Raw genomic sequence first — 23,414 nt, forward strand, 5'->3', positions numbered from 1 at the left:
TTCATATGATTTTCTTCAATTTTAAAAAACGCGAAAGGATGAGAGAGATGAGTAACGCCGAGTTAGAAGCATTGCGAGTGAGAGCAGAAGAGATTAATCTGCAGATTTTACAGCTGATTAATGAGCGAGGAAAGCTAGTACAGGATATAGGTAAAGCCAAGGAAGCGCAGGGCGTTAATCGATATGATCCCGTCCGTGAGCGAAGAATGCTTAATAAAATTAAAGAGAACAATGATGGGCCTTTCGAAGACTCCACATTGCAGCATATTTTTAAAGAGATCTTTAAAGCTAGCTTGGAGCTGCAGGAAGACGATCACCGCAAAGCGCTTCTTGTATCACGCAAAAAGAAGCCTGAAGATACAATTGTTGATGTTAAAGGAGTCAAAATTGGCGACGGCAGCCAAGTATTGATTGTTGGGCCTTGTGCAGTTGAAAGCTACGAGCAGGTAGCTGCTGTTGCAGAAGAGGCTAAAAAACAGGGAATCCGCTTATTGCGCGGCGGAGCATTCAAGCCACGCACAAGCCCTTATGATTTCCAGGGTCTTGGTCTTGAAGGCTTAAAAATCTTAAAACGTGTTGCAGATGAATATGATATGGCTGTTATCAGTGAAATTGTCAATCCTGCGGACATCGAAACGGCCATTCAATACATTGATGTTATCCAAATCGGAGCGCGCAACATGCAAAACTTCGAATTATTAAAAGCTGCCGGTGCGGTTAAAAAGCCTGTTTTATTAAAACGAGGCCTTGCTGCTACACTTGATGAGTTTGTAAATGCAGCTGAGTATATTATTTCACAAGGAAACGATCAAATCATTCTTTGTGAACGCGGTATACGCACATACGAAACAGCCACTCGAAATACACTTGATATTTCAGCTGTGCCGATTCTAAAACAAGAAACACATTTGCCGGTAATGGTTGATGTTACACATTCAACTGGCCGCCGCGACTTGCTTATTCCTTGTGCTAAAGCAGCGCTTGCGATTGGTTCAGACGGCGTAATGGCTGAGGTTCATCCGGATCCTGCAGTCGCGCTTTCTGATTCAGCTCAGCAAATGGATTTCGATCAGTTCGCAGAGTTCATGAATGAAATTAGACCATTAACAAAAGTAAAAGCATAACAAAACAAAACAAAACTCAGGGTGACTCGAGAGTAGAATGTGTGAAACATTCTATCTCGCGAGTCACCCTTTTTGATATTGACTTGCACTTTTCCTGTATTTTCTTTAAGATTAAAAACAGTGAAATTTATCATAAAGTTTGCTCAATCTTGAACAAAATAGATCTTCTTAGATAAAAACACTGTAAATAGATTGCTTACGTTTTCATAGTATCGTATCATTATGTACATAAATCGTCATTATGGTGACATTTTACTTTAAAAATTGTAAATGCTAACTATACATAGATAAGGAACCAGAAGGAGTGTAAGAAAATGAATAATATTACAATTTACGATGTAGCCCGCGAAGCAAATGTTTCAATGGCTACTGTTTCCCGGGTTGTAAACGGCAATCCGAATGTAAAACCAACAACACGCAAGAAAGTATCAGAAGCAATTGATCGTCTAGGCTATCGCCCAAATGCTGTTGCACGTGGACTTGCAAGCAAAAAGACGACAACAGTAGGCGTTATTATTCCTGATATTTCAAGCACTTTCTATGCTGAGCTGGCACGCGGTATTGAAGATATTGCGACAATGTACAAGTACAACATTATTTTGAGTAACTCTGATCAAAACCGTGATAAAGAATTACACTTGCTTAATACAATGCTTGGCAAACAAGTAGATGGCATTGTTTTCATGGGCGGGAATATTACGGATGAGCATGTAGAAGAATTTAAACGTTCTCCTGTACCGATTGTGCTTGCTGCTTCAATTGATGTGAATGAGGTAACACCATCAGTTAACATTAATTATGAACAGGCAACATTTGATGCTGTTTCCATGCTGATTGAAAAAGGGCATAAACGCATTGGCTATGTGACTGGTCCAATGGAAGAGCCAATTAATAAACAGATGAAAATGAACGGATACCGCCGTGCACTGACTGAAGCAGGAATTACCGTTGATGAAGATTTAATTACGGAAGGTGACTACACCTATGATTCAGGTCTAGAAGCATTCGAAAAAATTAACGAATTATCGGATAAGCCTACAGCTATTTTTGCAGGCACAGATGAAATGGCATTAGGAGTCGTTCATGCAGCGCAGGATAATGGCTATGTTATTCCGAACGATATTGAAATCATCGGGTTTGATAATACGAAATTAGCAACTATGGTTCGTCCTCAATTAACAACAGTTGTCCAGCCGACATATGATATCGGTGCTGTAGCGATGCGCCTTCTGACTAAACTGATGAACAAAGAAGAAGTTGAAAATCATATTGTTGAGCTTCCGCATCGAATTGAAATCAGACAATCAACTAGAGCTTAATATTGAAGAGCATTGGCTGTTATAGCTGATGCTCTTTTTGTTTTCTTTAATATTGAAAAAAGATGAAATAAGATGTTAGCCTTACTAAAAAGTAAAAGCATGGATCTGTTTGGTCCATGCTTTCAAGTTTTGTTTTTGGAAATGATAAAAATTTATAGGCTGTGGATTGTGAAATAAACATATTGCGCCTTTGTTCATGAAAGTGTCTTTCTGTCTTTTCCATGATTTTGACGGAGTGGAAATAGAGCTTTCTCCACAGTTTGTGCGTTTTTCTCTTCTATTTCAAGCTTTCTTGGAATGGCTTTATATTGATCCTTGCTGTCTTCCCATATAGAGGGAAGGGTAACGGGTGCTTCTGGCTGCCAGCGTTTGATCCATTCCTTTGGAAGAGGGCCGTTTACAGTCTGCTGTTTCATCTGCAGCCAGATCATGGCCCAAGCCCGGGGGACGACTCTCCAGATATCATAGCCTCCGCCTCCAACCGCAATCCATTTCCCGCCGCAGTATTGATCCGCAATTTCCTGAGCTATTTTTGGTATTTCCTTGAAAATGGCAGTTGTTGTTGCAAAATGGGTTAAAGGATCGTAGAAATGCGCATCTGCTCCATTCTGTGTAAGAATGACATCAGGCTTGAAGAAAGCGGCAATTTCTCTTATAGATTGTCTGTAGGCATCGATCCATGATTCATCTTCTGTAAATGCATCCAGCGGAATGTTAAAAGAGTAGCCATAGCCCTGTCCTGCACCCCGTTCGGTAACATTGCCTGTCCCAGGAAATAAATAGCGGCCCGTTTCATGAATGGATAATGTGCAGACACTTGGATCATCATAAAACGTCCATTGCACCCCATCTCCATGATGAGCATCTGTATCAATGTATAAAACTTTTGCGTGATATTTTTCCTGTATATATTTGATCGCGACGGAACTGTCATTGTAAATGCAGAAGCCTGAAGCTTTTCCGCGGAAGCCGTGATGCAGGCCGCCTCCGAGGTTCAGAGCCCGTTTAGCTTTGCCTTCCATTACGTGTTCAACAGCGGTCAAAGTACCTCCGACGAGCAGCGCGCTTGCTTCGTGCATGTTCTTGAAAATAGGTGTATCCTCAGTCCCGATTCCATAATTAAGCGCTTCTTTTGGATCTAATTCTCCCGAACCTGCTTTTTTGACAGCATCAATGTACTTTTGATCGTGAACAAGAGCGAGTTCTTCATCCGTCGCTATTCTTGGTGCTGCCAGCTCATCATCTGACAATGCATTCATCTTATTCAGAAGGTCATATGTTAATTCCACCCGCAGCTGATTGAACGGGTGATCCTGGCTGAATTTATATTGCTGAAAAAGAGGAGAATAGATGAAAATATTTTCTTTCATGATGAAATCCCCGGGATGTTAGGCCATAATACGGTATATCCTTCTTTATCAAGCTCCTCAATCAATGCCATGGGATTCATGGTCTGCACTCTGAATACAAGAACTTTGAACCGTTCGTCTTTGTCAGGATAAACAAGAACACTGGCAATGTTTACTTTGCTTTTTCTGAAAACATCAGACACCTCAGAAAGCATGCCCGCCACGTTTGGAACCTTTACCTCGATTTGGGAGCCGGGCTGATTGGCCCCTGTCAGCTGAACAAAGGTATGCAGCAAATCAGTTTCTGTTACAATCCCTACTAATTTTCCATGCTTAATAATAGGCAGACATCCAATTTTGTGCTCATAAAAAATAGAGGAAATCTCCTCGACAAAATCAAGAGGATGGCCTGTAATGGCATCTGTTTTCATGATTGATTTTAAAGGTGTATTCAAGGCTTCTTTATTTTCACTCAGCTGAAAGATGGAAGGACTAGCATCTTTAATGTCCCGGTCGGAGACAATCCCGGCAAGGAGGTCATTTTCAGCTACAATCGGGATATGGCGAATCCGGTGTTCAGCCATTTTTTTAATTGCTTCTGCAATTGTTGCATCAGGTGTGAGTGTCACAATATCTTTCTTCATGATTTGTTCAACTATCATACTTATAACCCCTTTGTTTTAAAGCGTGAACGAAAGAAGATCAGTACATAAACCGGTTTTTAAATCTGAGCTGATCGAACTGCTGAATTGAATCCTGATCCACTCTTTTTCCGATTTTAGCCATCAGGCAATTTGCTGGGTGGGAGCTGATTTCGGGCTCATCTGTTGCATACCACTCCAAGCCGCCGGCATTCATCATTTTCTCCATCACTTTCCGGTATTCCCACACATTAAGGCCTGTACCTTTTAAATCCCAGTGCCAATAGTACTCTGTCGTAATGGTAATATAATCTTCCATTGCATCATCCATCATGGAAACCCTCAGGAGATTTTTTCCGACAGAATAGCCCCGGTATTCAGGAATCACCTCGATTGCGCCAAGTTCAATCAGGTTTTTCATCTTGCCTTCTGACCATCTTTCCAGTGGATCTGGATATAAATATGTAACATACCCGACTATGGTATGGCGATTTCTGGCTATAATAATTCGTCCTTCTGGCAGAGCAGCTATCTCAATTAAAGCTTTGTGCTGCTGCTCAGGCTGTCTGAAAGCTACCAGATCATGATGAAATTCAAGACCTGCCAGTTTCTCGGCTTTTATGGGACCTTCTATAATAAGCGGCCCATAAGGAGTTTTAATCTCTTTTGCGTTATAAGTTTTAGGATGTTCCATTCATTCACCGCCTTCTATTGATGCTGGACATAAATCTATTATACTAGAAAATACAATAAATGAAGCGGTTACATTAAAAAACTGTGATTTTTTTAAAAATTGAGAAAAGATAGAATCTGTTCTATAATAGAGAATGTATATACTGAATAAGGGGGAGTTAAGGATGAGGTTGGAAGCGCTGCCAGCAGCAAAGGGGAACCACAATCTAGAAGACTATGCTAAAGCCTACGAAAATTTTGATTGGGCAGAAGCAGAAAAGCATTTATCGTGGTCTGAAACAGGAAGAATTAATGCTGCATACGAAGCAATTGACAAACATGCAGAATCATTCCGGAAAAACAAGGTAGCCTTATATTACCGTGACCCTGAAAGAGAAGAAAAGTATACGTTTAAAGAGATGAAGGATCACTCAAATAAAGCAGGAAACATTCTTCGTCAATGTGCAGACGTAGAAAAAGGCGACCGTGTATTCGTCTTTATGCCAAGAACTCCAGAATTGTATTTTACGGTGCTTGGAGCAATTAAGCTGGGTGCCATTGTCGGTCCTTTATTTGAGGCGTTTATGGAGGGAGCAGTGAGTGACCGCCTGAAGGACAGCGAGGCGAAAGTCATTGTCACAACACCAGAGCTTCTTGAAAGAGTTCCATTTAATGATCTGCCTGCTCTAAAGCATGTTGTTCTCGTAGGGGACAATGTTCATGAAGATGGTCCATACATAGATTTCTTAACAAGAATGAAGACAGCAAGCAAAAAGCTTGAAATAGAATGGGTAGAAAAAACAGATGGCCTGCTGCTGCATTATACATCCGGTTCCACAGGCAAGCCGAAAGGTGTTCTGCATGTTCATCAGGCAATGATCCAGCATTATCAGACCGGCAGCTGGGTTCTTGATTTAAAAGAAGATGATGTTTATTGGTGTACAGCTGATCCAGGCTGGGTTACAGGGACCGTTTACGGCATCTTTGGACCTTGGCTGCACGGAGCGTCAAACGTCATCGTAGGGGGCAGATTTAAGCCTGAACAATGGTATGAAACGATCCAGAATTACGGAGTAACGGTATGGTACAGTGCACCAACGGCATTCCGCATGCTTATGGGTGCGGGGGATGAGCTGGTGAAACAGTTTGACCTTAGTTCATTGAGACACATCTTGAGCGTTGGTGAACCATTAAACCCTGAAGTTGTCAGATGGGGGATGAAAGTCTTTGCCAATCGTATTCATGATACATGGTGGATGACAGAAACGGGTGCACAGGTAATCTGCAACTATCCATCTATGGAAATCAAGCCGGGGTCTATGGGGAAACCAATTCCAGGCGTTCAGGCTGCGATTGTTGATGACCAGGGCAATGAAGTTCCGCCATACCGCATGGGGAATCTGGCCATTAAAAAAGGCTGGCCTTCCATGATGCATACAATCTGGAACAACAAAGAAAAGTACGAGTCTTATTTTATGCCTGGGGACTGGTATGTTTCGGGTGACTCAGCGTACAAGGATGAAGACGGCTACTTCTGGTTCCAGGGAAGAATTGATGATGTAATCATGACATCAGGCGAGCGCGTCGGCCCATTTGAGGTCGAAAGCAAGCTTGTTGAACATCCTGCCATTGCCGAAGCTGGTGTAATCGGTAAGCCGGATCCAGTCCGCGGGGAAATTATAAAAGCATTTGTTGCTCTTCGGGATGGGTACGAAGCAACAGATGACCTCAAAGAGGAAATTCGCAGCTTTGTTAAAAAGGGACTTGCTGCTCACGCTGCTCCGCGTGAAATTGAATTCCGAGATAAACTGCCAAAAACTCGAAGCGGAAAAATTATGCGCCGCGTCTTAAAAGCATGGGAGCTCGACTTGCCGACTGGCGATTTGTCGACAATGGAAGATTAATAGTTAGAATCTATTAAAAAAGCTTGCAGACATTCTGCAAGCTTTTTTTGGGATTCTATTAATATGACTTTTGCATTTTAATGTGTTCTGCGCAGTACAGCTGCAGCAACGTCCATCCTGAAATCTGCGAACAAGGTCAGCCATTCGGTTTTTCTTCCGGAGGAGTCTGCTCTCCGTTATCTGCAGGTTTTTCAGGAGGCTTTGGATCCGGTTTTGGTTCGGCTGGTTTCGGATCATTAGGCTTTGGATCCGGTTTTGGTTCGGCTGGTTTCGGATCATTAGGCTTTGGATCCGCGGGTTTTTGTTCAGCTGGTTTCGGATCTGTGGGCTTAGGATCAGCAGGCTTTGTTGCCGGCTTCTGAGCTTGATAGGATCCGCTTGTTACCGTTGCAGATGCAGGTGATTCTTTTCCTGCTACGTCAACTGCGGCTACATAGTAGGCAGCAGGTGAACCTCCAATAGATGCTGACAGGCTTTTCGAAGCTGGGATGCTTGCTACTTTTCTGAAATTCTTAGAAAAGTTACCGGCAGCATAAACGCGGTATCCTATTACATCTGAATCACCGCTCGTGTTCCAGCTCAGGCGCCCGCCGCTGATTCTTACTCCGGATACTTGTGATGGAGCTGATCCGTTGTCGCTGATCTGATTTCCATCCGTTACAACGATATTGCCCCAGTTTGTTTTGTTTGGCAGCAGTTCTTTTAAAGCGCTGAAGCTGCTTAAATTATGCTTTTGCAGAATTTCTTTTTTTAACATCACACCTTGCTGAACAAATTCAGAAGGAGCAGAAGGGGGTACCTGGTATGCTCTGTCTTTTACATAAACATACTTTCCTGATGTTAAGCTGTCATCTGTTTTTGTCGGAACAAACTTCGCATTAAAGAGGTCTGTAGCAACAAGTCCAGCCTGCTGGCACATGGCAGAAGGCAGATCCCCGGACAGTGCGCAATATGATTTCTGAACAATTCCGCCGGGCATTTTAAACGTTTCTTTCGGTGCAATAAGACCCGGATTAACTTCATGGGCTGCATTCATCAGCTTTGACCATAAAAGAATGTTTCTGCGGCTGTAGGACATGCCTTTATAATCTTTTTCAACTGATTTAGGGGTGTCGTATCCTATCCACGTTCCAAACGAGACATTTGGATTCGTTCCGACAAACCATATATCTTTATACTCCTGGCTTGTTCCTGTTTTTCCTGCCCAGTCTGCACTGAATGAGAGATAATTCTTAGCGGCTGTACCCGTTCCTTGTTTAATAACATCGCGCATCATATCGATTGTTAAGTAGGAAGTCTGAGGTGTAAATACATCAACTGCTTTTGATTTGTGCTGATAAATGACTTCGCCTGATTTTGTTTCAATTTTTTCAATGAGATAAGCATCGATAAACTTTCCGCCATTTGCAAAGGTTGCATAGGCATTTACGTTTTCTTCGACGGTTATGCCATTAGTAAGCCCTCCAATTGAAGTAGCTGGACCGCCATCATTTTTAGAGATAGTTGTGATTCCCATTTTCTTTAAATAATTAAGAGGATTTTGATCCATCACTTTTAAGTACGACTTAATGGCAGGTATATTATAAGACTTTTCAAGTGCATAACGGGCGCTTGTAAATCCATGGAAGCGGCCATCGAAATTTTTAGGGCTCCATTCGCCGATTTGCAGCGGTACATCTGCAAGTACTGAACCTGGCTGGATGGCGCCTGATTCCATTGCAGGAGCATAAGCAAGCAGGGGCTTCATCGTCGATCCGTTTGATCGGGGAGTATCTGTCGCATGATTAACTTGTTCTCTTTTATGATTTCTTCCTCCAACGAAGCTGATGATTTTCCCTGTCTTATTCTCAATTAAAACAGCTCCAACCTCAACGGGCTCCTGAACCTGTATTTTCTTCCCGGTATCTTTGTCTACCTTCACTTCGGTCTTATCGCTGCCGTAGTATTCATACGATTCAGCAATGGTTTTCATTTTGTCATAAATATCTTTTTGAATGGTTGTATGAATTTTATAGCCGTTTTGACGCAAGTTCCGGTCAGCAAGGGCTTTGTATTCTGCGTACAATTCTTTATTTTTTTTCAGTTCGTCCATTTTGTGGCCGTCTTTTTCAGCCAGCTGCGTTAAGATGATATCAGCGGCGCGTTCTTCAATTTCGTAAGTGAGCCATGGATATTGTTCTATAGAGGAAGGTTTGGCCTTGGCCAGACTTTTCCTTAAATCAAATTTGGCTGCTTCTTCGTATTCTTTTTGCGAGATGAAGCCTTTTGCATACATGCGTCTAAGAACAGTTTTCATCCTGGACGTTCCTGCATCCAGGTTTTCCTTTATTTCTCCCCTGTTTGTAAAAGGGGTATAGCCGAAAGGACTCTGTGGCAGACCTGCAATAAAAGCAGATTGAGGAAGAGATAAATTCTTCGCATCCACACCGAAAATACCTTGTGCAGCGGCCTGAACTCCCGCTATATTTCGGCCGGAAGCATTTCTGCCCAGATCAGCTACATTCAGATAAGCCTCCAGGATTTCCTCTTTTTCAAAGAAGCGCTCAAGGCGGAGAGCAAGCAGGATTTCTTTTGCTTTGCGGTCAAAAGAAACTTCATCTGTTAGAATTTGATTTTTGATCAGCTGCTGTGTAAGTGTACTCCCCCCAGAACGATTAGAGGAATTTGTCACTTCCTGAAAAAGGGCGCGCATAATCGCTTTAGGGACAACCCCGTCATGCTCATAAAAAAATTCATCCTCTGTAGCAATTACGGCATTCTTTACATGCTTTGAAATTTCATCAATCTTTACTTCCTGTCTTTCAATATCTGCACGGAGCTTTCCTAAATACACCGAATCAGAAAAATAAATCTGCGAGGTTTCTTCGTAATTATAAATATCTTTTTTCATGGAACTATAAGTGCGGAGAGGTTCATCCTTAACCAATGATGCAAAGTACCCTGCACCGAGTCCGCCGCCAAACGATGCGGCAATTAAACCGATGACAAAAAAGATCAGCATCAGGTTCCAGACGACCCCGTATGTAATGTTAAACCCTTTTACTGTTTTATGTTTGTAAGGCATAAATTTGCTGTACCAAGTTTTGAATTTATCCATATATTTATCATCCCCCCCCTATACAATACACCCACTCAATTATATCATATAAAAACAGTACTTTTGTATGATCTTGTCAGATGCTGATGAATCGTTTGACAAGGAACATTCTATATGGTAAAAAAGATTTATTAGAATTGAAAATGCTTTGAATGGAATTAGTAGTGAACATCTCCCTGTTTTAGAAAGCTGATGGCCGATGAAAATCAGCACACAGATGAATCATGAATTACCTCCAGGAGCTTCTTTTGTGAAAGGCAGCTATTGCCGAATAGCGAAAGACGGTTAGAATGCCGTTATATATGCCGAGATAGGAATCAGTTTATCTTTTTCCTAAGTAGGGTGGTACCGCGTAATCACGCCCCTTCATTTTTGAAGGGGTGTTTTTTGTATTTTATGATAAAAAGGAGCTAATCAGAATGAGTGAATTATTGAATGATTTGCAGTTCAGAGGATTAATTAATCAAATGACAGACGAAGAAGGTCTGAGAAAGTTATTAGAAGAGGAATCAGTAAAATTATATTCTGGTTTCGATCCGACGGCAGACAGCCTGCACATCGGGCATTTACTTCCGATATTAACTCTTCGCCGCTTTCAGCAGGCAGGACACCGCCCAATTGCTTTAGTCGGCGGAGCAACTGGCTTAATTGGCGACCCAAGCGGAAAGAAAGCAGAAAGAACGCTTAATACTTCTGATATTGTGCAGGAGTGGACAAACAAAATTAAAGATCAGCTTTCCCGTTTCCTTGATTTTGATCCCTCAAGTGAAAATCCTGCTACTCTAGCCAACAACTTTGACTGGATCGGATCTATGGATTTGATCACGTTTCTAAGGGATGTAGGAAAAAATTTCGGTATTAATTACATGCTTGCAAAGGATACGGTGTCTTCAAGAATTGAATCAGGAATTTCCTACACAGAGTTCAGCTACATGATTCTGCAGTCATATGACTTTTTAAATTTATACAGATCCGCTGGCTGCAAACTTCAAATTGGAGGAAGCGATCAGTGGGGAAATATTACGGCTGGACTTGAGCTGATCCGCAAATCTGAGGAAAATTCAAAAGCATTTGGATTAACTGTTCCATTGGTTACAAAATCAGACGGTACAAAATTCGGCAAAACAGAAGGCGGAGCTATCTGGCTCGATAAAGAAAAAACGACTCCTTATGAGTTCTACCAGTTCTGGATCAATACAGATGACCGCGATGTCATCAAATACATCAAGTTCTTTACATTCCTTTCTCATGAAGAGATTACGGCACTTGAACAAGAACTGACAAATGCACCAGAAAATCGCGCTGCACAAAAAGCACTTGCCGAGGATATGACAAAGCTAGTACACGGAGAAGAATCTTTGGAGCAAGCAATCAAAATCTCTCAGGCGCTTTTCAGCGGAAACATTAAAGAGCTGACTGGAGAGGAGATTGAGCAGGGCTTTAAAGATGTACCTGCATTTACAGCCGAAGAACTAGAAATCGGCTTAATCGACCTGCTTGTCAATGCAAAAATCTCTCCCTCAAAACGCCAGGCACGAGAAGATGTTTCAAATGGAGCGGTATACATCAATGGCGAGCGAATCCAGGAGACGGACAAAGTCCTTGGAGCAGACGACCGCATTGACGGCAAATTCACTGTTATCCGCAGAGGGAAGAAGAAGTACACGTTAATTCAATACAAGAACTGATGAAAAGCCTCACTTGCTGTAACGGGTTAGGTTGAAAGGTGCAAACCACACTTCAATAAACCTAAGAAATAGCGCATCAATTAGCAGTCTAATTGATGTGCTATTTTTTTATTTTAAAGGATTTTTTATAGATTAACTTGATTTATACGATATACATTACATATTAAGTTTAATCTTCGTTAACAAAAAGATAAAAAGGAGCAGACAATACATTTTTAACAAATTATTCAGAAAAATCAATCTTGTAAACAGCTTAAATATATGGTAAATTTGCATCAATGAATGAATATACAAATAATTGTACAAGAGTGGTGCTATGGAGATTTTTGAGTCGCTCCTTTCTAAAAAGGGGTTAATTTTGCAGAAAATAGCAGAGGATCTATTATTTATTGAACTGAATGAGCGGATACCAAAAGTAGGAGATTTTTCAGAAAGATTTAATGTTGGCAGGGGAACAGTACAGACAGCCCTGAAATATCTAGAGCAAACCGGCAGCATTAGTCTTGAACCTAAAGGACATATGGGTACCTTTTTAAGGAAGAAAAATATCCCCTCTTTGTTCAAGTATTGCGGTGCTGAAAGAATGACCGGAGTGATGCCTTTGCCGTATTCCAAAAAATATGAAGGGCTGGCATCCGGTCTTACGTCTCAATTTGAGGAAAACCAATTGAATTTAAGCATTGCTTTCATGAGAGGGGCTAAACTGAGAATTGATGAAGTGAGCAAAGGGAGATACGACTTTGCCCTTGTTTCCAAATTCTCAGCAGCAGAAGCATTGAAACAGGACCCGGATCTTTCTATTGCTCTCGCTTTCGGGAGCCATACGTATGTTTCAAAGCACGCGGTCTTCTTTTCCGAAAAGGGAAATCTTGAAATCAAAGATGGCATGAAGGTAGGAATTGACCATAATTCAACCGATCAAAAAATTCTCGTTAAAGCGGAAACAAATGAAAAACAGGTAGAGTTTGTTGAGCTCAATTACATGCATCTTCTACAGCATTTAAGAGCGAAAACGATTGATGCGACCATTTGGAACATTGATGAAATTGACAGTGGGTTATACAATACGATACCGCTTTCCTCTGAAATAGCAAAAAAAGAAGAGTTGAATATAGGTGAAGCTGTCTGCGTCATTAGAAAAGAAAACAAAAAGGCGGAGTATATTCTGCAGCATTTGGATTTACATGAGATTAAAAGAATACAATCACTGGTGGAAAAAGGGGATTACATTCCGAAATACTAAGAATCCCTTTTATAATCAAAATACAATTTATTGTACATTGGGAGGGGCGCAATCATGAAAGAACTGTTTGAAAGACTCGAAATACTTAAATCAACGGATGCCATTACAGAAAATGCTCAAATCATCTGCCATAAAACGATTGATGCATACGTGTCTCAAACGGAAGCTGCTAACTATCAAATGCTCATTACTCATTTGGCCATGGCAGTGACAAGGGTGGAGAGAAACGAACCGCTGAATGCTCCGCCATCATCGATTATGGCGGAAATATATAATTCTCCAAATCTTGTAGAAGCGCAAAGACGAGTCAATTGGATTGAAAGCGAATGCAGCATCACCATACCAAAAGAAGAAAAAGAGTTTCTATATATGCACTTTGTAACAGCATTAACAGCATAAAGGGAGGAATAAAGAATGAAAATTGTAGTAGGCGGTCAGGTTGAGAAAAAAGAGATTGAGAGTTTAGTTAAGAAATACGGAGGAGAGCAGGTAGAAGTAACCGTGAAAGCTGATTTAGAAGCGGCGATGCTGCTGAAATCAGGGGGAGCGGATTATTACGTCGGCGCCTGCCATACCGGAGGAGGGGGAGCTTTGGCTATGGCAATAGCGCTGCTTGGAAAACCAAAGTGCGCAACCATCTCTATGCCCGGCAAGACTCCGCTAAAAGAAAACGTGCAGTTAGCAGTCGATCAGGGGGCAACAGCTTTTGGATTTACTGGGGATCACAAGGAGAAAGCTGTTGAGTATTTAATGGAGGCTTTACTAAAAAACAAATAGATTGATATGGGGATGGGGGAAGAGAGATGGTAGAAGTAATTTTAATGGCTTGTATTGGGGCTCTAGCAGCCGTCATGGCAAATTTAGGGATTGCGGTATTTAACGATGGGCTCAGACCGATTGTTCCGGAAAATCTTGAAGGGCGGATGAGCAGAAAAGAGCTTGGGGTTACCGCCTTTGCCATGAGTTTCGGTCTTGTCATCGGGTTTGGGATTCCGATTTCAATTGCGGGAAGCATTATTCTTATTCATAGTATTTTGCTTGGTACAGACATCATTGGTCTTGCGTTCAACAGAGGAAAAATTAATTCCGTGCTCGCAGGGGCTGCCGGAGCTTTATATGGCGCTGGCATTTACTATGGTCTGCAAGTTGTCGTCGATGCATTTGCGATGCTGCCGCTGAATTTCGCTGAAGGATTTAATAAAATCGGCGAACCGGTTGTCGTTTCCTTCATGGTGTTTCCGGCCATCGCTGTTGCTCTTCAATTTGGAATTAAAAAAGGGATTCTGACGTTTATTGTGGCAGCTATTGCAAGACAGCTTATCGTTTTTGCGAACACGGAAAAGCTGATCAGCATCAATGGGACGCAAGTTGTTTTAAGTCCGGAAGGGATTGCTCTTATCATCGGAATGATTTTCTTAATCGCATTTGCTGTACGGGAAAAGTCGGATGAGAAGAGCCTGTCCACTTTAGCGGCATTGTTCACAGAACGCGTCTCGAAAATTAAAAAATATGTATGGGTACTTATGATAAGCGGCGGACTTGTAGCCGCAGCTACGAGCCAGCTTTTAATCGCCGGCGACCCGATCTCTCTTAACCTGCTATCGGAAGGGAAGATTGCCGAAGGCGGTATTGCCTCTCTTGCAAAAGCAATCGGATTCGTTCCACTGATCGCAAGTACAGCGATTGCTACAGGGGTATATGGTCCAGTAGGGTTTACCTTCGTTTTCGGGGCTGGAATTTTCTCCCCAAATCCAATCATCGCGGCTATTTTAGGAGCTGTCATCATCTTAGTGGAAGTGATGATTTTGACTCAATTAGCAAAAGTTCTCGACCGCTATCCCGGTATTCGGGCATCTGGTGAAAACATCAGGACAGCGATGACGCGCGTGTTGGAAGTGGCCCTTCTCATTGGAGGCGCAAATGCTGCGAATGCCATTGTTCCAGGTCTGGGCTTCTTCGCCATTGCCGGGATCTATTTACTGAATGAAGCAGCTGGACGTCCAATCGTCCGTATGGCAGTTGGGCCTGTTGGAGCAATTGCAGTAGGAATTATCGGAAACATCCTGGTACTTCTTGGGCTCTACATACCGCCCGCAGGATAAGGAGGCTTTTCAATGTATATTCAAACCGTTCTAGGTAAACTGGAGCCGCAGGAGTTAGGTGTGTGTGCCTGTCATGAACATCTATATGTGGACTTAAGCAGAGTGAAAAAGAACGAAGATACTTGCTTGCAGGATATTGAACTCATCATGGAAGACTTAGAAAGTTTTGCCGCTCTTGGAGGCAAAGCGATTGTAGAAGTCACAAATGAGGGGATGGGAAGAGACGCAGAGCAGCTTGCGGAAATTAGCCGGAAAACTGGTCTGCAAATCATTGCGAGTACGGGCTGCTATAAGGATCCATTCATTCCGGATGACAAAAAGGAATGGAATCGGGATCAATTTGCAGAGTGGATGATCACGGAAATCAAAGAGGGAATAGGAGATACAGGAATTAAACCGGGGGTAATCGGTGAGATCGGAAGCAGTCTGAATGAATTTAAACCGATCGAAACCGAGCTTTTCCATGGAGCCATCGAAGCGGCCAAAACCACAAAGCTTCCGCTCTCCACCCATACAACGCTCGGCACTTGTGCCCTAGAGCAGATCGATCTTTTTCAAAAAGAAGGTCTGTTTCTTGAAAAGGTGATCATCGGCCATCAGGATCTGAATACGAACGATGAAGTTGTGCTGGAAGTATTGAACAGCGGAGCATTTGCGGCGATGGATACGATCGGCAAAGAAAATTACCGGGCGGATGAAGACCGGATCCGGTCTTTGCTCACATTTCTTGAAAAAGGTTTTGAAAATCAGCTCTTGCTCTCTAGTGACCTGACAAGGAAATCCCATCTAAAGTCGCTCGGAGGGCAGGGATATGATATAGTTCTCAGGTCGTTTATACCGGCACTGAAAAGCCATGGAGTCAGCGGCTCTATTATAAATAAACTGCTTGTAACCAATCCTCAAAAGGCATTCAGCATCGGTTAGGAAGGATGATGGAAAATGGCGTTAAAATATGCAAATTCCATACTTATTAATCGGACGATGGAAGAGGCAAAAGAACTTCAATTCAAACTGATTGATGAAATGACGAAGGTGTTTCGAAACAATGCCTTTTTTGAAACAGGAGATGTGGGGCTTCATCCGGATTATCACCGCCCGAAGACAACAGCAGCTGCCGAGAAGGTGTTATCGAACGTGTTTGATTCCGAGGACTGCGCTCTTGTAAGAGGAAGCGGTTCCGGTGCGATCAGGATTGCGCTTAGTATGATAGCGGAGCCGGGAGATTCTATTTTTGTCCATGAAGCACCGATGTACATGACCACAAAAGAAACGTTTCGAATGATGGGACTCAAGCAAGAGGCTGTAAATTTCAATCAGATGGACAATGTGAAAAATGCATTAGAAACAAAGCTGCATATAAAGGTATTTTACATTCAGCATGCAAGACAGCAGCCGACCGATACTTATGATTTAGAAGAAATAATTGCTCTTGTTAAAAAGTCAAGGCCGGATGTCATCATTTTGGTTGATGATAACTACTGTGCAATGAAAATGAAGGGCATTGGCGTTGAGTATGGAGCGCACCTTTCTACTTTTTCCGGATTTAAAGTGCTTGGCCCTGAAGGCATCGGCCTCATTCTCGGTTCAAGTGAAATCATTGAAAAAATACATCAAACCAATTATTCCGGAGGCGGTCAGGTCCAGGGGCACGAAGCCCATGAACTGCTGCGGGCCATGACGGTGGCTCCAGTTATGCTGGCTATTCAGAATGAACAGGTGGAGCAGTTATGCGAAAACCTTAATCATGGAGGTTTTTCATTTGTTAAAGAAGCGTATATCACAAACTCTCAATCAAAGAATGTGATTGTTGAACTTTCAGCACCGATCGCACCAAAAGTGATTGAAAAAGCCTCTTCATTCGGAGCGGCAACCTATCCAGTCGGAGCAGAATCAAAGTACGATATTCTGCCAATGATTTATCGCGTATCCGGGAGCTTTTTAGAAAGCCAGCCTCAATTAAGAGAATACGGTTTGAGAATCAATCCAATGAAAGCATCTGCGGAAACCATTTTACGGATACTTGAGCTTTCAGTTAATGAAATCGTTAGGGGATGAGACAGCCTTGTTCTTAGACATGATACAGAAACGAAACCCTGCATTAATTAAGGCAGCAGCTGCCTTGCATCAGAGTGGTTCTATCCCTCCGAATACGTACGTCATCGACTTGGACTCATTTAAGGCAAATGTACGGGCTCTTGCAAAATCAGCCGAGGCAAACAGCGTTAAGCTGTTTTATATGACGAAACAAATTGGACGAAGCGGTTTTGTCGGGAAGACCATCCAGCGAAACGGTATCGAGAAAGCGGTTGCAGTTGATATTGATGAAGCATTCAATCTTTCAGAGGCAGGCTGCAAAATAGGGAACCTTGGCCATCTTGTACAGCCCGGAAAAAATCAATGGGAAATGGTCCTAAAACAGCTCCGGCCTGAAGTGGTCACACTTTTCTCCCTGGAAAGAGCCAGACAGCTGTCAGATGCAGCCTTCAAACTGGGACTGAAACAGAACGTTATATTAAGGGTGATTAGCCAGCATGATTTCATTTATCCGGGTCAATACGGCGGATTTTTAATTGACAACTTAGAGTCGAGTATACGTGAGCTGCAGCTGATGTCTGGAATAAACGTCATTGGAGCAACCTGTTTTCCGGTCTTGCAGCTGAACAAGGCCAAAACCGATTTTGAATTCACCAGTAATTTGCAAACCCTGCTAAAATCCAGAGATATTCTTGTTAACCAGGGAATAGAAGTAATTCATCTTAATGCGCCGAGTTCCACTTGCTGCCATACGATGCCCCTTCTTCGCGAATATGGAATTACGCACGGTGAGCCGGGTCACGCCTTGACGGGAACGACTCCTCTGCATGCGTATACTGAAAATCTGATAGAGAAACCGTGCATGGCTTATTTATCGGAAATCTCGCATATGGATGAAGATCAGGCGTACACCATTGCAGGCGGGTTTTATGCCCGTTCCAATATGAAAAAGGCACTCTTTGGAGATCGTTTGGATCAGGAAACAGCGGTTCATACGGCTTCTACAGAAAACATTGATTACTACGGAAGCTTGAAGCGGGGTCCAAAGATGAATGTTGGAGATACGGTTCTTTACGCTTTCCGAACGCAAATTTTTGTTACGAGATCCCACGTGGCTTTTCTTAAAAATGCAGATTCAAAAACTCCTGAGGTGGTTCATTTTCAGAGAAGAGGGGTGTAGGAAAATGGGAAAGGTATCTTTATTTATTTTGGACGGTTTCGGCATAGGAGCGATGCAGGACTGTGCAATTGCCAAGCCGGAGGACATGAATGCGAACACATATCAGCACTTGAAGGAAGCATCTGGACTGAACATTCCTTTTCTATATAACTCCGGATTAAACCAGTTGACTGATGGAACCGGATTGCCAGTCGCTGCTTATGGAAAAAGCAACCTTGCACATGATGGAGCGGATACGTTTATGGGGCACCAGGAGTTGATGGGCAGCAAACCTGGAGTTCCTAAAAAACGGCTGATGAAAGAAGTCAGCAGGCGCATCAAGTTGAAGCTGATCAAAAACGGCTGCCGTGCAGAGTATCCGGTTCCAGAAGCTCCGCTTTTACTGGTGAATGACTGTATTGTAATTGGCGACAATCTGGAGTCCTCACCTGGAAATATTATTAATTTAATATGCGATTTAAATCAAATTGCATTTGAAGAAGCATGTGAGATTGCAAGAGTTGTAAGAAGCTGCGTGGACACGAGCAGGGTCATCGTATTCGGGAATGAAAAAACGTCTATTGTGAAAATATTATCAGCCGTAATGAACAAGCCGAACGGTCAGTGGGGAGTGGATAGTCCGAAAGCCCATGTATACGGCGAAGGCTACCATGTGCTGCATCTTGGATTTGGAGTGGATTACAGCAGACAGTTTGCCCACCTGGCAGAGAGGGAAGGTCTGCCAGTCTACCGGATTTGGAAAACCGCCGATGTCGTTCAGGCAAAGGGATTCAGTGACTCCGCTGTTGAAACCGTCAAAGTGCTCTCGTCTTTTGAGCACCACTACCGGAAAGCAGAAAAGGATGCGATTTTTCTTATAAATGTCCAGGAAACCGATCTAGCGGGGCACAAACAGGATTGCGAGTGGTATCGCTCGGTGCTTGAGCAATCCGATTCCTTTCTTGCAGTATTCCGGGAAAAACTCGAAGATGATGATTTGCTGATCGTCACAGCTGATCACGGAAACGATCCGACAATCGGCCACTCCAACCATACAAGAGAGCAAACGCCAATTCTTGTGATTGGAAACAAAGTCAAGCCAGTGTCAATCGGAGAACGGGAAACGATGGCGGATATTGCGGCAACCATGGCCGAATATGCCAATATCCCCGCTCCTGAATATGGAAGAAGTTTTTTGAGAGAAATCTTGAATGCGAACTAAAAAGGAGGGCAAAGAATGAAAAAGATAGGTGTATATCTGATGATCATCTTCCTATTTATAGCTCCAGTTTCAGCCGGCGTATCCGCTAAAGAAAAGCCTGGCAAACTGAGCTATGGGAATTCTAAAACAGAAGGTATGGATCCAAAGTTTCTATCAGAAATCGATGGTGCTGTTTACCGTGCAATAGAAGATGGAATTACACCCGGAGCGGTCGTGCTCGTTGCAAGAAACGGAAAAATACTCAAGGAACAAGCATACGGTGATGCTCAAAAATACGATATGGGAAACCTTCTCGATCATCCCCGAAAAATGAAAAAGGATCATATTTTTGATTTAGCCTCTGTTACAAAAGTGATGGGCACAACCCAGGGGATTATGAAGCTCGAGTATGAGAATAAATTATCCCTATCCGATTCTGCAGCTAAATACATTCCTGAATTTGGTCAAAATGGGAAAGAGCATGTAACCATAGCAGATTTATTAACGCATACGTCAGGATTAACCCCTTGGTACCCTACCTACCTTTACGCCCGCAATTCAAAAGAAGTACTGAACTATATTAATAAGCTGCCGCTTGAATACGGTACAGGCACGCAGCGGAAATACAGTGATTTCAGTTTTATGACACTTGGATTTGTGATTGAAAAAATCAGTAACCAGCGACTTGATCGATACTTGGAAAACGAAATCTACAAGCCTCTCAAGATGAAGAATACGATGTTCACGCCTGATGAGAAGCAGAAGAAGAAAATCGCCGCTACTTCATGGGGAAATCCGTATGAGTATAAAATGATTGATGATCCTGACTTTGGATACGATGTAGATGAAGATCCAGACATGTTTCCTTATTGGAGGAACTATACACTCGTTGGAGAAGTGAATGATGGCAACAGCTTTTACGGAAACGGCGGGGTTGCCGGTCATGCCGGTTTGTTTTCAACGGCTATGGATTTAGCCGTATTAGGACAGGTCATGCTGAATGGCGGGTCCTATGGCAAAGTGGAAATTTACAATCAGGAAACGGTCAACACCTTTACTTCTGACCAAGCGTTCGGACAAGGGTATGGATTTGAGAAAGCGAAAAACTGGTACATGGGTGACCAGTATTCGGAAAAAGCCTTTGGTCATACAGGATTTACAGGAACTCAAGTGATTATAGATCCGGAATACAACCTGCAGATCATCCTGCTTACCAACAAACAAAACAATGGACAGCTCCCGAGCGGAAGCTATGCGAGCACAGGACCGCTGTCTAAGAAAATCGCCAACATCGTTTATTCTTCGATTAATCGATAAGACACCTTACAAATAGGTGTCTTTTTAGCATGACGGAAAATTGATACACTACTAATAAAAGAAAAGCGGGGTGTAGAAAATGAAATTTGATTACCATACTCATCATGAAAGATGCGGACATGCAGAGTGCTCCATTCGCGATTACGTGGAAGCGGCATTGGAAAAACAGCTGGATATCATAGGGATTTCAGACCATTCTCCATATCTATACAGCGAAGAAGACCATTTGTATCCAAATATTGCGATGGCAAAAAGTCATTTTCCAGAATACGTGGAGGAAGTGCTGAGCCTGAAAAAAGAGTATGAAGGCAAAATCGAAGTTCTTCTCGGTGTAGAATCTGATTTTTTTCCGGAGCATATCCATATGTACAAGCAGTATTTCGAAAAGTATCCATTCGATTATGTGATTGGATCGGTACATCATGTAGAAGGGCTGAATATCTTTAAAAAAGATCGCTGGGAAGGGCTCACTGAACAGGAGAAACAGAAGACGAAGGACAACTATTACACCTTGATTCAGAAATCTGCCCACAGTGGCGTGTTTCAAATTCTTGGTCACATAGACGCCATGAAAGGTTATTATCCCGATTTTTCAGCGATTCAAACCGAGGCGGTGGACAGGACGTTAACCATCATTTCAGAGTGTGATGTAGCGATTGAAATCAATACATCCGGCAAAAACAAATTTTGCGGAGGATGGTATCCTTCTGACGAAATACTGGAAAGAGCGCTTTATCATGGAGTGAAGGTCACATTCGGGTCAGATGCCCACACCCCTGCACGTGTCGGAGATGAATTTGAGGAGGTGCAGAGTGTGCTAAAAGAAATAGGATTTAAAGAATGGGCTATTTTTAGGCAAAGAAAACGGTTTATGACTTATTTGTAAAAAATTCCAGTGAATCACTAGAAAAAGATCTTGAGACTTGGCCTGAAAATTGAAGAAATAGTGTTGGAAGACAGTTTGCGAAGTTTACCATATTGGTTTGGAGAAAAATTTATCAGGACAGCAGGAAAAATGCTGAAATATATAATATCTTACCTTTTCCAAAAATTACACGAAAATAAATTTGTATTATCTGTTGTAACAGAACATTTGTTTGCATATGATGAAAGGAGAATAAAGGAGCTGATATTATGAAGGTCTTATTGGAGAAATCAAAAAATCAGCAGATGCCGATTGAAATTATATACTTTTCTGAAAAAGGATTAATTACGCAAAGAACTATGCAGTTGTGTATATAGCTGCAGCGTTCTCTGTATTATTACCTGTTTACTAAATTGATCAACTCTATTAATTAAATGATCTTTATCTGCATTTTGAATAGAATTGAATTTTAAATAAGAGTTGTATTTATCAAATAAAGCATCAACAAACTTGGTTTCATTATTAATTGTACTCAATCCTCCTTTCTACAAAATATCTTATTCAGAAATAAAAGAATTGAATAGGGACATTAACTGCTTAAAAGACACGTTTTTTACATTTTATAGAAATTCATAAAAATAATACACAAACAATAAACGACCTGAATGATTTCAGGCGGTATTATAATTCATACCTTTCTATCTTAGTCTCTAACGCATCTCTCATTTCAGTATTAATGTTATTCATCTCATTTACGCCTTTAGAAAATAGAGACTTAGCCAGTTTGCAAAGCGAAAAATAAAAAAAGCCCTAAAAACCTAGAGAAAATAAGGTTTTTAGAGCTTTTAAATACTTCGTTAACTTAGCAATTCAATTAACGTGAGTAGAACTCAACGATAAGAGCTTCGTTAATTTCAGCCGGCAATTCAGAACGCTCAGGTAAGCGAGTGAAAGTACCTTCTAATTTGTCAGCATCGAAAGTTAAGAATTCAGGAACGAAGTTACTTACTTCGATTGATTCTTTAACGATGTCAAGGTTACTTGATTTTTCACGTAAAGTGATTGTTTGACCTGGTTTCACTTGGAATGATGGAATGTCTACACGGCTTCCATCAACCATGATGTGACCATGGTTAACGATTTGACGTGCCTGACGGCGAGTGCGAGCTAAACCAAGACGATATACAACGTTGTCTAAACGAGACTCAAGAAGAATCATGAAGTTTTCACCGTGTTTACCAGTCATTTTAGCAGCTTTGTCAAATGTGTTGCGGAATTGACGCTCGTTCACACCGAACATGTGGCGAAGCTTTTGTTTTTCCTGTAATTGTAAGCCGTACTCAGATAATTTTTTGCGTTGAGTCGGGCCGTGCTGACCTGGCGCGAATGGACGCTTTTCTAATTCTTTACCTGTTCCGCTTAATGAAATTCCCAGACGGCGGGAAAGTTTCCAACTTGGACCTGTATAACGAGACATATATGTCTCCTCCTTACATGTTTTTATTTGGCATAAAATAAAAACAGACTGATCCTGACTGACATGCACATTTTGTTTTCATATATCCTCGCTCCAGCAGCAGAGAGTTACACGATACACCTCACGATGGAGGAACAAAATGAAATCACAGCAGTGGTATCAATAGGCTGCGAATATTTATTTTACACAACGAACATTATATGATTTTAATAATATAAAGTC

General features: G+C 42.1%; 19 protein-coding genes and 1 other annotated feature. Of the genes, 14 read left to right on the plus strand and 5 right to left on the minus strand.

Annotated elements, in window-relative coordinates; genetic code table 11:
• The first annotated feature begins 47 nt into the window (after positions 1-47).
• Both QFZ72_RS07860 and ccpA read left to right on the plus strand, forming a co-directional pair.
• Positions 48-1,124 carry a bifunctional 3-deoxy-7-phosphoheptulonate synthase/chorismate mutase gene (locus QFZ72_RS07860; RefSeq protein WP_307431560.1) on the plus strand — a complete coding sequence of 359 codons (1,077 nt, stop codon included), beginning with the start codon at positions 48-50 and terminating at the stop codon, positions 1,122-1,124.
• Positions 1,125-1,438: 314 nt separating this feature from the next.
• The gene (gene ccpA / locus QFZ72_RS07865; RefSeq protein WP_307431562.1) at positions 1,439-2,443 is read left to right on the plus strand and encodes a catabolite control protein A; all 1,005 of its coding nucleotides are present in this window, start codon (positions 1,439-1,441) and stop codon (positions 2,441-2,443) included.
• A gap of 194 nt (positions 2,444-2,637) precedes the next feature.
• On the opposite strand, the gene QFZ72_RS07870 is transcribed toward ccpA, so the two are convergent.
• Genes QFZ72_RS07870 through QFZ72_RS07880 form a run of 3 tightly spaced genes read right to left on the minus strand, consistent with a single transcriptional unit; the run spans position 2,638 to position 5,127 of the window.
• Positions 2,638-3,813 carry an acetoin utilization protein AcuC gene (locus tag QFZ72_RS07870; protein WP_373464446.1) on the minus strand — a complete coding sequence of 392 codons (1,176 nt, stop codon included), beginning with the start codon at positions 3,811-3,813 and terminating at the stop codon, positions 2,638-2,640.
• Positions 3,810-4,454, minus strand: a complete 645-nt coding sequence (locus tag QFZ72_RS07875) for an acetoin utilization AcuB family protein (protein WP_307431565.1) — start codon at positions 4,452-4,454, stop codon at positions 3,810-3,812. The genes QFZ72_RS07870 and QFZ72_RS07875 overlap by 4 nt, the downstream gene beginning before the upstream one ends.
• A gap of 40 nt (positions 4,455-4,494) precedes the next feature.
• Positions 4,495-5,127, minus strand: coding sequence for a GNAT family N-acetyltransferase (locus QFZ72_RS07880; protein ID WP_223437310.1), 633 nt, complete (start codon positions 5,125-5,127; stop codon positions 4,495-4,497).
• Between the two features lie 163 nt (positions 5,128-5,290).
• On the opposite strand from QFZ72_RS07880, the gene acsA reads away from it, so the two are divergent.
• The gene (acsA, locus tag QFZ72_RS07885; protein WP_307431568.1) at positions 5,291-7,009 is read left to right on the plus strand and encodes an acetate--CoA ligase; all 1,719 of its coding nucleotides are present in this window, start codon (positions 5,291-5,293) and stop codon (positions 7,007-7,009) included.
• Positions 7,010-7,145: 136 nt separating this feature from the next.
• On the opposite strand, the gene QFZ72_RS07890 is transcribed toward acsA, so the two are convergent.
• Positions 7,146-10,106, minus strand: a complete 2,961-nt coding sequence (locus QFZ72_RS07890) for a transglycosylase domain-containing protein (protein ID WP_307431571.1) — start codon at positions 10,104-10,106, stop codon at positions 7,146-7,148.
• A 139-nt stretch (positions 10,107-10,245) separates the two neighbouring features.
• Positions 10,246-10,475 (plus strand) — a binding site (T-box leader).
• Between the two features lie 50 nt (positions 10,476-10,525).
• Between QFZ72_RS07890 and tyrS the strand changes: the two genes are divergently transcribed.
• From tyrS to QFZ72_RS07945, 11 genes are all read left to right on the plus strand, one after another.
• On the plus strand, positions 10,526-11,794 hold the full coding sequence (gene tyrS / locus QFZ72_RS07895; protein ID WP_307431574.1) for a tyrosine--tRNA ligase: 1,269 nt from the start codon (positions 10,526-10,528) through the stop codon (positions 11,792-11,794).
• A 316-nt stretch (positions 11,795-12,110) separates the two neighbouring features.
• A complete protein-coding gene (gene yhfZ, locus QFZ72_RS07900) occupies positions 12,111-13,037 on the plus strand; it encodes a GntR family transcriptional regulator YhfZ (protein ID WP_307431577.1) in 927 nt (308 codons plus the stop codon).
• Positions 13,038-13,091: 54 nt separating this feature from the next.
• Positions 13,092-13,436, plus strand: coding sequence for a PRD domain-containing protein (locus QFZ72_RS07905; protein WP_307431580.1), 345 nt, complete (start codon positions 13,092-13,094; stop codon positions 13,434-13,436).
• Positions 13,437-13,451: 15 nt separating this feature from the next.
• Positions 13,452-13,814 (plus strand): DUF2620 domain-containing protein, encoded by a 363-nt coding sequence (locus tag QFZ72_RS07910; protein WP_307431583.1) that lies wholly within the window; start codon positions 13,452-13,454, stop codon positions 13,812-13,814.
• A 26-nt stretch (positions 13,815-13,840) separates the two neighbouring features.
• Positions 13,841-15,139 (plus strand): YhfT family protein, encoded by a 1,299-nt coding sequence (locus tag QFZ72_RS07915; RefSeq protein WP_307431586.1) that lies wholly within the window; start codon positions 13,841-13,843, stop codon positions 15,137-15,139.
• Positions 15,140-15,151: 12 nt separating this feature from the next.
• Positions 15,152-16,063, plus strand: a complete 912-nt coding sequence (locus QFZ72_RS07920; protein ID WP_307431589.1) for a phosphotriesterase family protein — start codon at positions 15,152-15,154, stop codon at positions 16,061-16,063.
• Between the two features lie 15 nt (positions 16,064-16,078).
• Positions 16,079-17,194 carry an aminotransferase class V-fold PLP-dependent enzyme gene (locus QFZ72_RS07925; protein WP_307431591.1) on the plus strand — a complete coding sequence of 372 codons (1,116 nt, stop codon included), beginning with the start codon at positions 16,079-16,081 and terminating at the stop codon, positions 17,192-17,194.
• Complete coding sequence (locus QFZ72_RS07930) at positions 17,175-18,353, plus strand: YhfX family PLP-dependent enzyme (RefSeq protein ID WP_307431593.1); 1,179 nt, start codon at positions 17,175-17,177, stop codon at positions 18,351-18,353. Before QFZ72_RS07925 ends, QFZ72_RS07930 begins: the two co-directional genes overlap by 20 nt.
• Before the next feature lie 4 nt (positions 18,354-18,357).
• Positions 18,358-19,554, plus strand: coding sequence for a phosphopentomutase (locus QFZ72_RS07935; RefSeq protein ID WP_307431596.1), 1,197 nt, complete (start codon positions 18,358-18,360; stop codon positions 19,552-19,554).
• 15 nt (positions 19,555-19,569) lie between these two features.
• A complete protein-coding gene (locus tag QFZ72_RS07940; protein ID WP_307431599.1) occupies positions 19,570-20,850 on the plus strand; it encodes a serine hydrolase in 1,281 nt (426 codons plus the stop codon).
• Positions 20,851-20,929: 79 nt separating this feature from the next.
• On the plus strand, positions 20,930-21,736 hold the full coding sequence (locus QFZ72_RS07945; RefSeq protein ID WP_307431602.1) for a histidinol-phosphatase: 807 nt from the start codon (positions 20,930-20,932) through the stop codon (positions 21,734-21,736).
• Positions 21,737-22,589: 853 nt separating this feature from the next.
• Here QFZ72_RS07945 and rpsD read toward each other — a convergent pair.
• Positions 22,590-23,192 (minus strand): 30S ribosomal protein S4, encoded by a 603-nt coding sequence (rpsD, locus tag QFZ72_RS07950; protein ID WP_307431605.1) that lies wholly within the window; start codon positions 23,190-23,192, stop codon positions 22,590-22,592.
• Positions 23,193-23,414: the final 222 nt, after the last annotated feature.

Origin of the sequence: Bacillus sp. V2I10 (assembly GCF_030817055.1) — a bacterium.
GTDB lineage: Bacteria > Bacillota > Bacilli > Bacillales > Bacillaceae > Bacillus_P.